This is a genomic window from Rhodoblastus acidophilus (genome assembly GCF_900187365.1).
Lineage (GTDB): Bacteria > Pseudomonadota > Alphaproteobacteria > Rhizobiales > Beijerinckiaceae > Rhodoblastus > Rhodoblastus acidophilus.
Genome location: NZ_FYDG01000018.1, coordinates 1 through 17,513, shown reverse-complemented (window position 1 = coordinate 17,513; position 17,513 = coordinate 1). Strand labels below are relative to the sequence as shown.

Sequence of the window (17,513 nt, the reverse complement as noted above, 5' to 3'; positions counted from 1 at the left end):
CCGTTTGATCACGACAGCACCCCGTGGCGTTGCAACCATATGTGAACCCGACCCACCGACGGCTTGAAAGACGACGAGCGGAAATTTCATGGGGGTGTCGTTGCCGCTCCTCGGCGTGTTTGTTCCGTAGCTGGCTGCGCCGGCGTCACGGCGGCGCAGCCGGTTGGCATGAATTACCCAATCTTGAAATTAGCGGTCGTCAATTGCTTGGGAGCGACGTTGACGAGGTCGATTGATCCGTTCGTTCCAAGCGACAACAGGCTTCCGCCATGACCGTCGCTCGTGAGCGCGGCGACGGCGGCGCTGGCGCTTGTGAAACCGCCGGCATTGTTCAGCAGGTCGATGACTCCGTAATAGTCGTGATCGAATCCATAGATTGTGGTCGCGCCGGCGCTTGAACCGATATCAACCTCCAATCCGTAGCCGTTGTCGTAGATGGTCGCGCCTACGCCGCTGTTCAGGATGGCGTGGTCACTCCACCCGTTGAAGGTGAGCGTCGCCGTTCCACCGCCGACGGTGACCTTGTCGCCGCCGGCGCCGCCCTTGACGATGTTCCTTCCCGAACCGACCGTTACGACGTTGTTGTAGCCGGACAGGGTGATGGTGTTGTCGCCATTCCCTGCATTGACGGTTTCGTTGCCGCTGCCGGCGACAATCGTATTCGCGCCATCTCCCACTTTGATGATGTTGCCATAGCCCTGCGTTGAGATCGCGTTATTTCCCTGGCCGAACGTCAGCGTACTGTTTCCGTCGCCGCCCTGCAGCACGTCGCTTCCATTGCCGGCGACAACGATATTTCCATATCCGGCAATAGTGATCTTGTCGTCGCCATTGCCAAGAGTGAGGCGCCCATTGCCGAGACCAAGATTGACCACGTCTGCGCCGTCGCCAAGGACGACGACATTGTAATAACCCCCAGTTTTGATTGTATTGGCGCCATTGCCCAGCGTCACTGTTGCATTGCCGGCGGAACCAATCACGATGTCATCGCCATCTCCACCTTTGACCGTGTCGTAATAACCGGCGAGATTGATCGTGAGATTGCCGCTGCCTGCGTAAACCATTGCATTTCCGAGGCCCGCGTTAATGGCGCCGCTGCCGCCGTTGGCGTAGATTATATTGCCATAGCCATAAGCGTTGATGGTTTCTACGCCGCCCGTGCCTTGGATCGTCCCGCCTCCATATTGCGGGCCCGAGATGATCGTCACCGGATTGGATACGGTGATGGTCACGACAGCGGTGGAGGTGTCGCCATACTGGTCCGCGATGGTGAAGCTGAAGCTATCGCTCAGCGTCGCTCCCGCCTGCATCGAGGAAAGTCCGGCGCCCGAAGCGGAGTACGTCAGTGCGCCATTGGCGAGCATCACAGATCCTCGCGCGCCGGTCGCGTTCTCGCTGATAATGGTGAGCGTATCGCCGGGGAGCCCCGGCTTCGCTGCAGCGAGGATCGCGCTGGTTAGATCGAGGCTCTGTCCCAGATTTACCGAAGCGTTGACCGCAGCGGCGGTTGGGCCGGGGTCGATCTTGATCTGCAACATGCCGGCGGCCATTTCGCCAAGTTGATCGGCGACCGTATAGGTGAACCAGTCTGTTCCAGATGCCGGCGAGGCATAGCTCACCACGCCATCGACGAGAGACACATGAGCGCCGCTGACGTCGGTGATGGTTTCGACGTCTCCGGAAAGGCCTGCTGTGATCAGGCTCTTCACCAGAGCCGTCTCGTTCAGCGTTTGATTGTGACCAACGCTGATGTTGGCGTTGGCCGCCGTCGGGCCGGGGTCCAGTTGAAGGCTGCTCGTGACGAGCGGGGACAGGTCGCCATATTCGTCCTGAATTCTGTAAGCGAAACTCACAGTTGCGCCGCTCGCGGGAACATTGGCGGGCGCCGTGTAGGTTACCGCGCCATCGATGAGGCTCAGCGTTCCCAAGGCCGGCGCCGTGGCGACGACAAGCGTCAGGGTGTCGCCTGCCAGGCCCGGAGCGGCGGCGGCGATCGTTGTGGCCTGACCATGGCCTATCTTGGTCACGTTCGCCGACGCCAGCGTGGGGCCGGGGTCGATGGCCACATTCACTACGCCCGTGGCGATGTCGCCGTGTTCGTCGGCATAGGTGAAACTGATCGTGTCTGTTCCGCCGGTGCGAGATATGTAGGACGCTTTGCCATCGACGATGGCGACCATCCCATTTGAGGCCGACGCCCCGACGAGCGACAGCTTGTCGCCGGGCAGGCCCGGCGCGACGAGGCTTTCGAGCAGGGTGGAAATATCCCGGCTCTGATCGTGCCCAACGGTCAAGACGCCGTTGGCGACGCTTGGACCAGGATCAACGGTTACAGAGATGGTTCCGCGGGCTGTCTGGAGATGACTGTCCTCAACCGTGAAGGTGAGTGTGTCCTCTCCACTTTGCGGCGCCGTGTAGCGCGCGTGGCCGTCAACGAGAGAAACGACGCCATTAGCCGAGGTCAATCCGACGATCGTTGCGGCGTCCCCGTTCTGTCCTGGCGTGAACAGAGACCGGACAAGTTCGCTGATATCGACTGACTGGCCATGCGGCGCGATCAGTACGCCATCGCTGGCGGTTGGGGCGGTGAAGATGCGGTTGACGGTGAACGTCGTCGCTTTGACCGCGCGCGCCTGGCCATCGTCGGCGATCAGTTCGAGCGTGACTTCGCCATAATAACCCTTCGGCGGCGTCCCACTGAGCGTCAGGGTCTGGCGGTCGAAACGCAGCCATTCCGGCAGCGCCGCGCCATTGAGGCCCTGAACGTCGACCAGCAGCGCATCTTCATCGACGTCGGCAAACACGCTGTTTGCGAGTGTGATCGAGAAGCTCTGCTCCTCGTCGGTTTGGAGGAGAGGAGCCTCGCCAATGGTTGGCGCGTGATTGACATGGGCTATGTCGAGATTGACCCGCGCCGTCGCTGTGCGGCCGGTGGAATCGACGATGCGATAGTCAAACCACGCCTTGCCGTCGGTATTGAGGTCGGGCGTGACCACGAGATGGCCGGCGCCGTCGTCCGTAGCAGTGACATGGTAGGCGTCCGCGACCCCATCGAACGAAAGCGCCTGCGAGTCGAGATCGAAATCGTTAGCGAGCAAATCCTTGACAGAAACTGTCAGCGGCTGGTCTTCAACCATGGCGAACGCGTCGTCGACACCAACAGGCGCATGTTCGACATGCTGCACGTCGATGCTCACGACGGTTGTCGCCACCAGGCCAGAGCCATTTGTTATGGCGTAGGTGAGATTCAGCTTTCCGGAATAATTGAACGGAGGCGTGACGCGGTAGAGCCCGCTATCTAGCTTGGTTACTGGGTAGTCCGTGAAGCCAAGGAAGACGAGCCCCTTGCCATCAGGATCAATATCATTGGCAAGCAGCGCCTTCGGGTCGAGGTCGAGCGTCGTATCCTGCAACATGGTGTAACCGGAATCCGACACCGCAATCGGCGGGGTATGAGCCGGCTTAATTTGCAGGTTCACCTGACCGAGGCTTTGCGCTCCTTTGCTGTCCTCCACCACATATTCAAAGCCGGCGTTGCCATAATAGCCTGCGCGCGGCGTAAACACGGCGTCATTTCCATCGATCGCGACCGATCCGTTGACGCCGTTGATCACGCTGACAACGCTGAAGCTGTCGCCTTCGATATCAACGTCATTGGCCGCCAGCGTGGCGAGGCTGATGCGCAGGGTTGAGTTTTCGTCGCCGGTGAAGACTCCGTCGACATTGGCTATGGGCGCGTCGTTCACAGGCGCGTAATTCACAACGATGTGGCCACTGGCGCTCTTGTAGCCATCCGAGACAAAGTAAGTGAAGCCGGCGTCGCCGTTGAAATATTGCTTCGGAACGAACTGGATCAAGTCCCCGGGCAGCGTCAGAACGCGCGCGTTTGCGGCGTCGTCAGCAACGACGCGCACCAATTGCAGCGTCTCGCCGTCGACATCGCTGGCTTTGCTGAGCAGATCAGCGACGCTGATCGTCAGCGGCGCGTCCTCTGTCGATAAATATTTCACATCCTCGGCAATCGGCGCGTGGTCGATTGAGGTGACGTTCAGCTTTGCATGGGCGGTCGAGATGTGGCCGTCGCCATCGGTCACCTGGTAGGCGAAGCTGGCCTCGCCATCCAAATAATGCGCCGAAGTGAAGACGATCTTCGATCCGTCAAAGCTGACGGCGCCATTAACGGCGTCGCCGACGCCGACCAAGGTCAGCGAGAGCTTTTCGCCGCTAACGTCATTGGAGAAAAGCGTCGCCGGATCAATGACGAGTTCGGTGTCGCTCGGCGTCGAGAACGTGTCGTCATTGGCCTGAAGCGCTTGCGTCACCTGTAGAGCCACCGTCGCGGTGACAGGCGTCTGCTTGTCGTCGCTGACAGCATAGGCGAACGTGTCGACGCCATAGAAATCGGCGTCCGGCCGATAGATGAAACGAACAGCGTCGTTGCCGTCGAGCGCGTAGGTCGCCTTGCCTTGCTTCTGGGCTGTCCCATCCGTCCAGCCGAAGGCGAACGTGTAATTGCCGGAGATAGCAAATGGCGGACGTGCGGAGATATGCCCCGTGGCCGCGTCGAGAACCATCCAGTCCGGCAGCGCCGAACCGTCGACGAGCGTAGCGGAGAAGGTTCCTCCGTTCAGCCCGGCGAGAGCCTGTGGCGGCGCCAGATCGATACTGTCTGTGATCATCACCAGCGAGCCGTGCTCCGGCCGCGCGATGCTGATGGCGTGGAAGAAATCGCCATTGTCGTCGCGGTCGTTCGCCAGAAGTTCGTCCAGCGTGAACGTCACGCTGCGCCCCTGCAGCAAGGTGAAGGTATCGTTGACGGGGCGCACAGGCACGGCGCGCGGCGCGATATTGACGACGTCGATCGCTGAATTGACCGAGGCGAAGCCCTTGTCGTCGACTGAGGTATAGGTCACCGCCACTTCGCCATTGTAATGGCTTGGCGCCGTCAGCTCGATTTCTTTCGGCGACGCGGTCGCAGAGAAGGCGCCGGCGTCGATAACCTTGTAGGTCGGGTCGACCACGACCTCCGTGAGGATGCTGAAGCTCGGCAACGAGTCCTTTCCGACGACACCCAAGCGGACCGGCAGCGCGCCGACGAATTCGGGCGGCGGCGAGCCGAAAAAGGTGAGGGTCGCGGCGTTGAAATGCAGCCACGAGGGCAGAGGCTTGTCATTGGCTGCCATCGGCGTGACGGAAGCAGCCTTGTTGAGGTCGAGCCCAAACAGGCCTTCCGACGCGAAAAAGGCGGCATTTGACAGAACTGCATTGATCGCAGGATCGAAAGGCGCATTGGGATCAATCAAGAATTCAAGTGTGAAAGCGCCCGTCGCGGCTGCGTAGACATCCGGCTGCAGCACTTTCGCTTTTGGCGTAAACGTGACCTGCACATGCGCGGTTTGGGCGTCGGACGCCGGCGCGACGCCGGACAAGCTGAGAGAAACGCGATCGGGATCGAAAGCGATCCAGGACGGTAGCGGTTGGTTGCCGCTCAGTCTGGCTGTAAACTTGCCTCCGCCGAGCGCCAGCGCGACAATACCGGTGTTCAGTGTGACGCCGCCCGCCAGTTTTGCGGGGTCCACGGCGAAGGTTTGAGCGTAGCTTGTTGTTTCCGCTGGAGTCGTCCCGGCGTGAGAGTAAGTTAAGACCACGTCGAAGGACGGCGACCCCTCGGGCGCGACGCCTTGCAGTCTGAGCGCGCTGGCGTCGAAGCTCAGCCAGGACGGCAGCTCCGAGCCGTCAGCGAGCGTCGCGCGAACGCTGGTTGCGGCGTCAAAATCGCCTGGTCCGAAGGCGTCGATCTGGCTGAAGTCGCCTCGGATCGCGTAGCCCTTGAGCACGGCGTCGCGCACGTTGAAGCCGTCGGCGAGCGCCTTTGCGTCGCCGGAGCCGAAGGTGAAATAACGCACGAAGGCGTTAGGGCGATCGGCGTCATAAGGGTCGAAAACCCGGACTTCGATCGTGATCGGCGTCGTCACGTCCGTCGGAACTACGCCGCGGAAGGTCAGGCTTTGCGCGTCGAAACTCAGCCAGGAGGGAAGGGCTTCGCCGCGTGTGGTGAGGGCCGAAAACGTCGCGTTCTTCGACAGATATTTCACGTCGAGCGCGCCGAGCACGGTCGCCGTTTTGAAGAACTGAACGTCGCCTTCCGGATCGGAATCGTTCCCGAACGCTTCCGCCGCCAGAATGGTCAGGCGGGTGTCCTGCACGTCATGGACAATGTCGTCGCGTAGCGTCGCACCCTTGTCGATCGGCAGGATGTCGATGGAGACATGGGCCGTCGCGACGCCGCCATGGCCGTCATCGATCGTGTAATCGAATCCGGCCTCGCCATTGTAGTCGGCGCGCGGGACGAAGAAGATTTTGTCGTCGCGGAGCGTAACCTCGCCATCGATCGCGAAACGGGAGACGCTCGTTAGCGTGAGCGCGTCTTTATTAGGATCGCTGTCATTGGCCAGCAGGCGCGCGACATCTATGACCAGCGTCTGGTTCTCGTCAGTCATGAACCCGCTGTCATCGTGCGCGACTGGCGCATCGTTGAGCGGAACGACATTCAGCCTGACCGTGATGGTCGAGGTCGCGCCAAGCGCATCCTTGAGGCCGTACGAGAAAGTGGCTTCGCCCAGTTCGGTCGGGGTGAAGCTCACGCTCTTCGCTTCCGCGTCGTAGGCGATCGATCCATTGGTCGGATCGCTCACCCCCGTGAACGTGATGGCGTCGCCTTCCACGTCATAATCGTTGGCCATAAGGCTGGCGAGTGAGATGGTCGTCGTCTTCTCGAGGCGGACCGTATATTCATCCCTGCCGCTGCGCGGCGCCTGATTGACGGGCTTGATGTAGAGTTCGACCTTGGCCTCGCCCTTTTTGCCGCTCGGATCGGCGACAATGTACTGGAAGCCGGCATAGCCGAAATAGTCGGGCGCAGGCTTGATGTAGACGTAGCCGTCCTCAATCTTGAAGGCGACATTCGTACCTGAGGTATAGCCGGTTTCGCTGTAACGCATGACGGCTTCGCCATTGCCGTCGACCAGCGGCTCGCCGCCGACCACGGCCAGCGTATCGTTTTCCGGATCGGTCGCGCCGTTCAACAGGTAGCTGACGGGGATCTTGAGAATGGTGTTCTCGTAGCCGTAAAGCCCGGAATGGTCGGCGGCGACCGGAGGCTGGTCGACCGGATTGACCTGAACGCGCACGCGCGCGGTCGATTCGCGTCCGAACTGGTCCGCGGCGGTATAGAAGAAATAGGCGTCGCCGCGGAAATTGTGGTCTGGCGTGAAGACGATCTTGCCATTGCCGTCGAGGGCGACGACGCCCCCCGCGGCGTCCTGCACCGAAACCAGTTTCAGGCCGTCGGTCGAGCCGCTCACGTCATTGACGAGCAGACTGGCCGGATCGATCACCGAGGTCTCGTTCTCGACGCCATAATGGAACGTGTCATCGGTCGCGTTGAACTGGCCTTCACGGGCCAGCGCCGCGATTGTCGCACGGTCCCAAACCGTCCCATCGGCGAAGACGATCTGCTCGACCCCGTTCGACGCGCCGGCGAAGTGAGCCTTCACCGTGACGATATCATTGATATAACCGCTCTTGTTCTCCAGTTCGACCAGCAGGTCGTCGCCTTGGCGCAGGATCGACACATCCTTGATCGTGACCTCAGGCTTGAGGACGAGGCGGTCGATGTCCGAATCCTCGCCTGCCTCCACGATTGTGTCCTGACCGTCGCCAAAGCCGAACAGATAGCTGTCGGACCCGTCGCCGCCAGCGAGCGCGTCGTCGCCCCAGCCGCCGTCGAAGGTCTGCGCGCCGTCGCCGCCGCTGAGTTGGTCGTTGTAGTGGGACCCGATCACCTTTTCGATGTTGGTGAGCGTGTCGCCTTCGGCTTCGCCGCCCTTGCCTGTTCCCGCCGCGAGATCAATCTGGACCGCGCCCGTCGCATCGGAATAATCCACCGCGTCGAAGCCGCCGCGCCCGTCGATGACATCAGCGCCGGGACCGCCGACGAAGACGTTGTCGGCGTCATCGCCGCGCAATGTGTCTGCGAACACGGTGCCGATCACGACCTGGATATTGCTGAACACGTCGCCGGCGGCTTCGCCGCCCTCCGCTGCGGCGTCCATCATATCTACCACGACGGCGGCGTCGGAGCCGGAATAATCAACGGTGTTGACGCCTCCGCCGCCTTGCAGCAGGTCTGCGCCGCGTCCGCCGATCAGCGTGTCGTCGCCGGCGCCGCCGATCAACGTATCGTCCCCGCGTCCGCCCGACAGCAGCCCGCCGGCGTCGCTCGCCACGATCCGGTCATTGTAGAGCGTGCCGATCACGTTACGAATGTTGATGAGCGTGTCGCCGGCGGCGTCGCCGCCCGTGGCCGTTTGCTGCGAAAGGTCGATCCGCACCGCTGTCGAGGAGGCGGAATAATCAACCGTGTTCACGCCGGCGCCGCCGTCGAGAACATCCGCGCCCGCGCCGCCGATCAGCGTGTCGTCGCCGGCGCCGCCGCGCAATGTGTCGTCGCCCGCGCCGCCGGACAGCAGATCGTCCCCGTCGCCGCCGTCAAGCAGGTTGGACTTGGCGTCGCCGGTAAGCGTGTCGTTGAATTTGGAACCCGTCAGGCCCTCGATATTCAAATAGACGTCGCCCTGGGCGTCGCCGCTGCGTCCGAGACGCGCCTCCAGGCTGGCGACGACGAAAGTGTGTGAGGCGGAATAATCGACGATGTCGAAGCCCGCCCCGCCGTCGATCGAATCCGCGCCGGCGCCGTCAAAGACCAGATCGTCGCCGCCTCCGGAAGAGATCACGCCGGCCTTGCTGGTATTGGCGGCGTAAGAGCCGCGATCGACCCCGGAGTGAATGATGTCCGCGCCCGAGCCGGACAGGATCGTGTCGACGCCCGCGCCGCCAAAGATCACGTTGTCGCCGTCGCCGGCCTCGACATAGTCGTCGCCGGTCAGAGTCTTGATCAGTTCGTCGCGGCCGTTGCCGATCAGGAGATCATTGACGATCGTTCCGTTCAACTCGCCGGAATAGCTGTCGAGCACGGTTCCGACGACGTATCCCGCGCCTTCCAGCCCGTTCGAATCCTTAATGCGATACTTCAGGGTGACCTTGCCGGTGAAGCCGTCCGCCTCGCGCACCACAATGTACTGCTGGCCGCCGACGGTCATTACCTCCGCCGCGCCATGGTCAATGGAATCGACGCTGACGAAGGTCAGAAGATCGTTGGGAACGATTGGTTCGCCGGACTGCAAGTTAAAATAGTCGACGGAATAATCGTTCTTGAGAATGTCGGAAACGCGGATCACCATAGGCACATCGAGTGGCGTTACGAACCCCTCGTCGTCCACCACCGTGGGATCATCGGCCGTGGCGCTGGTGTCGATCGTGACTTTACCCGTCGCCGTATGCCCTCTGTCGTCGCCAATGGTGTAGTAGAACACCGACAACCCGTTCCAATTGGCGTCTGGCGTGAACAGCAGGTCACCGTTGGCGTCGGTCTTAAGCGTTCCGTGCAGGCGCTCGGAGAATCCGTTCGGCGGCGACCAGCCGAGGAAGGTCAGCGGCGCACGGTCGGCGCTCGCGTCATTGGTGAGTAGCGTGGAAATTTTGATCGTCAGCGGAACGTCTTCTTGGGAGACAAGCTGGTCCGTATTGGCGATCGGCGGCGCATCTTCCGAGCTGGGATTGAAGTAAAGGAAGACGCGCGCCGCCGCCGGCAGGCCTTGCGGATCCTGAACCTCGTAAGCGAACTGGGCGTAGGAGTAATATCCCGCGTCCGGCGTGTAGATGATCGTGCCGTGGTCGGTGATAGTCAGCTTTCCATGGTCGGCGCCGCCGACGCTCTTGAACACCACGTCATCGTCCTCGATGTCGTAGTCGTTCTTCAGCAGTTCGCTTATGGCGATTTCCAACGGCTGGCCTTCCGTTCCGACCAAGACGCGTTGCAGTTCAGGATCGTTGCTATTGTAAGAATCGTCCGCCGCGACCGGCGGTTGGTTGACCCATTGATAGGTGAGCGTCGCCGTGGCGGTCGCCTGACCGCCGATTCCGTCGCTGATCGTGTTGTTGAACGAGGCTGCCCCGTTAAAATAGGTCCAGGGCGTGAATTGGACCGTGTTGTTGTCGAGCAACCGGGCGGAGCCGCCATATGCCCCGCCAACGGAAATCAGACGGATCGGATCGTTCTCGTGATCGGAGTCGTTGGCGAGCAATTCAGAGGCGGAGATGATCACCGCTTCGTTTTCGAGGATTGGCTTGTCCTGATAGGCTGTAAACGCGTCGTCGCGCGCCACCGGCGGCAGGTTGCGCGCCGTGACATTGACCGTCACGCGCGCGGTGGAGGTCGCGCCAGAGGGATCGGCGACCGTATAGTCGAAATAGCTCGACCCGTAAAAATAATCGACAGGCGTCACGATGATCGAGCCGTCGTCGGCGATAGCGACCTGAATGTCGGCAGACGAAGTTACGCTCGTAAGCGTGAGAACGTCATGATCGACGTCGCCGTCATTGACGAGCAATTCATGCGCGTCGATGGAAAACGCTTGGTTCTCGAGCGTAACATAGGCGCCGTCATTCTGCGCCTGGGGCGCGTGGTTCACGGGGGTGACCGTCAGATAAACCGTGGCCTGGGCGCGCCCGCCCTCCGGCGTGTTGGCGACATAGGAGAATTGCGCCGGGCCGCGATAATAAAGCTCGGGCGTGAAAGTGATCGACCCGTCGCTCGACAGGGTGACGGCGCCATGTTGCGCGTCGAGCACGCTGGCGATCACCATGCGGTCGCCATCCGGATCGTTGGCGAGGAGCCTCGCGGCTTTGATCGAGATCGAGCCGTCTTCGGCGACTGAGAAACCGTTGTCGTCCACGGCGGTGGCTACGGGGCGCACGCGAACGGAAACATTGGCTTCGGCGAAGCCGCCCTGACCGTCGGAAATTGTGTAGATGAGCGTCGCAACTCCGGTGAAACCGCTATTAGCGGTGAACACCACATCCCCCGCCGCGTTCAGGCTCGCCGCGCCGGAAGCGCCAGCGTCGACCGAGACGATCTTGAGCTTGTCGTTGTTGGGGTCATAATCATTGACCAGCAGCTTGTTGGCTAACAGCGTCGCCGCAACGCCTGACGTTGCGCTGAAACCGTCGTCGTCGACGGCGGTCGGCGCGCCATTGGCGAGACGAGCCTGAACTTGCGCCTTGGTCCAAGTGACGGGCTTGCCGGTGGCCGGGTCAATGTCGGCGAAAACGTAAGTTTCGACACCGCGCCCGTCATTGCTGAGCGCGTTGTAAACGGTCACACTGTCGGAGGCGTCGCCGACAAAGGTGAAGACGACGCTTGTGCTGCCTTTGAACAGGCGCGAGACGGACACATCGGTCGAGTTGATGTTGCCGAAGACGATCTTGTCGCTCCAGCTGTTTCCATCGGCGTCATCCACCGTGTCGGCGCCGTTGCCGCGCGTAAATGCATAGGTGTCGTTGCCGGCGCCGCCGGCCATGTAGTCGTCTCCGGCCGCCGCGGTCAGCGTGTCGTCCCCGTCGAATCCGAGGACATTGTCGTTCCCCGCCGTATCGACGCAGGCGAGTTCCATACGTCGCAGGTCGTCGCGGCTCCAGGCGGTCGCTACGATCTTGCCGTCGGCGTCTTTGTGATCCTTGAATTCGATATGGGCGTTGAACCAACCGCCATTGTCATTGTGAAGCGCGTTCGCCAGCGTGACTCGATCGGTCGAATCCTTGAACGTGATGATCACATCAAAGCTGTCGGGACCAGCGCGCAGCACCGAAGCAACGTCGCCGGCGTCATAGTCGATGAGCTTCAGTAGGTCGCTTCCCGCGCTGAGATCGATCCTAAGGTTTCCGTCGCCCTTATGATATTCGTAGCGGTCATTGCAGCCGCTACCGACGATCTCCCTGACCGTGGGCGCGACCACGAAGGTTTCGGCGACGGAGTTCCCCGGCAGGCCCGTCAGGGTTTGCGCGCCGCCGGCGGCGTCACAGGCGAGTACGCGCGAGCGCAGCGCCGCCGGATCGAAAGAGACCTTGTCTGTGTCGAAATAGACGGATTCAACGCCAAATAGCGACGTGTTGAACTCGTTCTGAATCAGAATCGAGTCGGTTGAACCCGTGAAGCGAATGACCAGATCAGAACTGCCTGGCGCGGCGCGGGAGAAAATGGCGTCCGTGCTCGCGTAGCCGTAAATTTTCAGGACATCGCCGCTATTCCACTCGGAAGCGTCGATGATGCGATCTTGGCCGTCGCCCTTGGTGAAACAATATTCGTCGGCGCCGCCGCCGCCGATCAGCGTGTCGTTTCCAGCGCCGCCAGCCAGCGTATTGGAGCCGTCGTCGCCATAGATCACATCATCTCCGGACGATCCAAGTCGAGCCAGAATGTCGTTCTCGGTCCAATTCGCGCCATCGGAGGCGAAATGGATGGTTTCCACCCGTCCGTCGCCCTGCGCATTCTGGATCGTGATGCGGTCGCTGGTTCCAACGACGGATATGACGAGATTGGCGCCGTCGGAACTCTGGCTGACCGAGACATCGCCTTGGGCGATCGAGGCGTCGAACCAAATCGTGTCGGCGCCGCCGGCGTCGCTGATCACGTCCTGGCCATCGCCGCGAGCGAAGTCGTAGCGGTCGTCGCCATCGCCGCCCTCCAGCATATCGGCGCCAAGGCCGCCGGCGAGCGTGTCATCGCCCGCGAGGGCGACGATCACATCGTCGCCAGCGCCTCCCGACAGCGCGTTGGCGCCGGCGTCGCCAAAGATCGCGTCATTGCCCGGCGTGGCCGCGCGCGCTCGCGCGATCAGCTGCGCCGCCGTCCAGACTTCGCCGCTTGCGAAGTCCACTTCCGCTATACTGAGCGTCTGCGCCGCCGTCGGCGCGCCAAGATCAATGCGGTCGCCGGTTCCAGCGATCTGGAGGATGATATTCGGCTTGCCTGAAACCAGGCTCACCATCTCCGCAGTTATGCTGGCGTCGAAGACCAGGCGATTGGCGCCCTGGCTATCGACAATGACGTCCTGACCGTCGCCGAGACGGAATTGGTAAATGTCATCGCCGCCGCCGCCCTGCAGCAGGTCGTCGCCGGTTCCGCCGATCAGAATATCTGCGGCCGAGGAACCCGTGATTGTGTCGTCGCCGGCTCCACCGTCAGCAGTCATCGACGCCGAATCCGCCGTTCCTCCAGCTATGCGCACAAGGCGAACGTTGTCCAGCGTGGCGCCGCCCCAACCGACCGTGCCGGTCTCCTTGAATTCCAGCACATTGTCGCCTTGTTGCGCCGTGACGACGAATTGATCCGTCACATAGCTTGTCGAAGGCGCGGACACCGATCCGACAAGCTGACCATTCCAGTATACGTCGCAGTTGCCGCCGTAACTGGCGCCTGTTCTGTTGGCGTGATCGAAGCTCAGAACAAGCTTGTCGCCATCGGTGAGCCCGGCGATGGTCTGCGAAATGTCCATGGGTCGCGAGCTGACCATGTCCAGCCAATAGGTGGCGTCGCTGGACGACTGCCCATCCATGCCGCTCGGCTGAACTTCGAAATTCGCCCCATTGGCGTCGGTCCAGCCGGGCACCGTTCCGTTAGGCTGCGACCATCCCCACGATTGCTTTGAACCTCGTGAGGTGTCGAAAAGCTCGAAACTGCCGTTGAGGACGAGATTCTCAGACTGCGTCTGCTGACGCGCGCTGAGCATTGAAATGGCGTCGTCGCCAGAGCCGCCCCGCATGGCTCGCGTGACGACATCGCTCCACGACCATTGCGCGCCGTCGGCGAAGGCGATGGTCTCCAAGCGGCTTTCAGTTTTGATGAGCGCGTTCTTGATGAGAACGCCGCCGCCCTTGACCCGCAGCGCGATGTCGGTTCCGTTGATCTCGTGGACCGCAATGTCAGTCGCTGAAATGCCGGGGCCGAACGCTAGTTTGTCGACGCCGCCCGCTTCTTCGATCGTGTCTTCGCCGTCGCCCGCATTATAGATGTACGTATCATTCCCGAGGCCGCCTCTAAGGGTGTCGTCGCCACCCATCCCTGAAATGACGTCATCGCCGGCTCCGCCGGTGATGACATCGGCCCCCGCCGTACCCGTCAACGCATTGGGATCGATGTCCGGCGTGAAATCAATCCTGGCAGTCAAGGCTGTGGTGTCGTAGCCGTACCAACCGTAGTTATTGACGACGAAATCCAGCGTCTCTCCGGCGAAAAGATGAACGTCTCCGGAGAAACTCTCGGACGCGCCCGGCTTCGAGACGGTGGCGCCGGCGCCGGTCAGCACGCCGGAATAAAGCTGCGTGTTGTTCTTGAAGACTTCACCCACGATGCCGGTCGGAGAGAGATCCTCAAGCGCGAAACTGGTCGTAAAATGATATGTCCCGCTGTCTTTCGCGGCGAAGCGCAAAATGGCGTCTCGCGAGGAACCGGGATGGACCACAAGGACGCCGGTGGGGTTCACCCAGCTGCCCCCGGACTGCGTCTGTCCGGAGAAATTCTCGCCGATCAAAGGCGTCCCGTCGTTTGAAACCCAAACGTTGACGCCATTTGACCCAACCGAATAGTTGGTGAACGCAGTAAAACTGCTTCCGGCGACGCCTTCTCCATATTGCCAGGGGCCGTTTGGATTCGCGTTGGTGAAATCCGCCACGGCGTCGAACGTCTTCGTCACGTTTTCGGGATTGAAGGACTGCGACGGGAGCAAATCGAGGAGAACGGCGGCCTGTTCAGAGCTGACGACAGAAGCGACGAGCTGGTCTGCGGTCAGGGTACCATCCGCGAAGACCACCTGATTGATTGGTGCGTTCCACCAATTCGGCGCGGTCTCGTCTTTGATCGTCACGGCGTCGTCCACGCCACGGAAATGCAGGGTGAGGTCGTTTCCGTTGCGGGTGACCACGAGATCGTTGATTGAGAGACCGCCGCCAAGCCTCAGGACGTCGGCGTTGGACCAGTATTCGTTGCCTTCGTAAATGGTGTCGCGGCCGTCGCCCTTGTTGAACAGATAGGTGTCGGAATTCGCGCCGCCGATCAGCGTGTCATTGCCCTTGCCGCCGGCAATGGTGTTGGAGCGCGAACCAAAGGCGCTCATGTCGATGCGGTCGTCGCCGTCGCCGCCTGTGGCGAGGCGCGCGATAACGTCAGCGCGCGTCCAGACAACGCCGCCGTCCGCGAAATCGATTTGCTCGACGCCCTGCGCCCCGTTCGCAAGCATGTTGCGGATCGTGATGCGCTGGTCGCCTGCGCCAACTAGCACGACGACATCACTGCCGCGCTCGACCAAGCGAACGTCAGATTCGGCGATGCCGGGTCCGAAATGGATGCGGTCGATCACGTTTGCGTCGTCGTCGCCATTTTCTACAATCACGTCCTGGCCGTCGCCCGGCCCGAAACTATAGACGTCGGCCCCAGGGCCGCCTGTCAGCGTGTCGTCGCCGAGGCCACCTTCGAGAATGTCATTGCCGCGTCCGCCTTGCAGTATGTCATTGCCGAGCCCGCCAAAGATCTCCGTCGAGGCGCGTCCGGTCGATCCACCCGAGGGGACCATGATCGTGTCGTCGCCAGAGGTCTGCGGGATGCTCGCGGCGAGATCGGCGAAGGACCAGGAGGAGTTGTCGGCAAAGATGATTTTCGACAGCAGCGGGTCGATTGATCCCGTCGGCGCCGCCACAGTGACGCTGTCCTGCGTTCCGGCCAAGGCGATGGTGATGGCGCCGGAGGCGTCGCGGTAGAGAATGAGGTCGTCGCGCGAAATGCCGGCGCCGAGTTTCAATACGCCTTGGCCGTCAGGCGCGCCGCTGCTGGTAATGAGGTCGCGACCGTCCCCACGGCTGAAGAGATAGACGTCCGCGCCACCGCCGCCGACTATGGTGTCATTGCCCTTGCCGCCGGCGAATGTCTCGGACGCCGTCGTCCCGGTCAGACGGTCATCGCCGTCGCTCCCTTGCCCGCGCAGTCGCGCCAGCAGCTGGTCGCGCGTGAGCGCGCCGTCGCTGAACACGATGGAGTCAACTCCGTTGAACGCGCTCTCATAGGCGAGCGTCACGGAGTCGGCGCTGTCGGCGAAGCGCAGCACGATGGCGTTCTCGCCGGGCGCCAGCCAGGCCGCACGCAGATCGGCCAGAGCGTAGCCGGACAGGTTTAGCGTGTCCACGCCGCCAGTCGTGTCGAGGATCGCATCGCGGCCATCGCCGCGCGCGAACAGATAGGTGTCGTCTCCAGCGCCGCCCTGAATGAAATCGTCGCCCAGTCCGCCCTGGATCGTTTCGGCGACATTTCCGCCGATGATCACGTCAGCGCCGGAAGTTTCCTGGCTCAGCACCGCTTGTTGCGCCAGTTGCGCGGGCGTCCAGCGAACGCCGTCCGCGAACTGGATCGTGGTCTGACGTTCGCCGTTCAAAGCGCCGTCGATACGAATGCTGTCGCCAGTCTCGGTGAAGCTGATGACCACGTCATTGCCGGATGGACGCACCAGCGCCGCGCTCGCGGCGAGGTCAGAGAACTGGACGGTGTCGCTCTGGCCCCGGTTCACATATTGCAACTCATCGACGCCGTCGCCGGACGAGAACACCAGAGTCTCGCCCGGCGCAACCTTGATCCGGTCATTCCCGGTCGAGGCTTGGGCATAATCCGTCTGGCCATACGTGGTCAGGTCAATGACGTCCTGGCCCGTGAGAGTGCGCTGCGCGGCGATTTGCGCCCTGATCTGCGCGAGCGTCAGACTCGCGCCGCCATCAAAGACAAAAGTCTCTACCGGGGTGTTGCCGGCCCCGCCGATGATGACAAGATTGTCCGTGGCCGACAGGGTTGCGACAAGGTCATTGTTGATGACCGAGAACGCGACCTTGTCGGCGGTTACTCCGGTTCCGAATCGGACCGTGTCGGTTCCGCTCGTGTCGAAAATACTGTCTTCGCCGTCACCGAAGCCGAAATTATAAACGTCGTCGCCCGTTCCGCCGCTCATCGCGTCTGAGCCGGCTCCGCCGTCAAATGCGTCATTGCGACCGTCGAACCCGACGAGATTGTCGTCATTGGCCGTTCCGACCAGCAGTTTCGCCTTGATTTGGTCGATCGACAACGAGGAGCCGTCGGCGAAAGTGAATTGCTCGACGCTGGCGTCGCCCAAACCATTCGCAATGGTCAGAACATCCGAGCCGTCGCCGAGATCGATGAGAAGATCGGATCCATTCGCTCCGGGGCTGAATTTGAGCGCGTCCGGATGCACGGACGCCCCAAATACGACTTTGTCGACAACGCCCGGCTTGTCTTGGGTCTCCTGAATGAGATCGAAGCCGTAGCCTGCTGAGAAGGCGTAGGAATCGGCGGCCGCGCCGCCATAAAGCTTGTCGTCGCCAGGACCGCCGTCCAGCACATTGGGCTGGTCGGTGACGCCATGGATCTCGTTGTCGCCAATATTGCCGCCGGCGATTTGCAGCATCTGCTCGATATCGGCGACTGTGAGGTAGTTCGGATGATCCGAGGTGTTGTCGTAAAAAACAAATTTCTCGACCAGATTGTCGAGATTGAGCTGAAC

Annotated in this window: 1 protein-coding gene; it reads right to left on the bottom strand. The window is 61.6% G+C overall.

The annotated features are described in order from the left end of the window. Positions 1-173 precede the first annotated feature (173 nt). The gene (locus tag CFB24_RS19440; protein ID WP_206605499.1) at positions 174-17,417 is read right to left on the bottom strand and encodes a tandem-95 repeat protein; all 17,244 of its coding nucleotides are present in this window, start codon (positions 17,415-17,417) and stop codon (positions 174-176) included. Between the last annotated feature and the right edge of the window lie 96 nt (positions 17,418-17,513).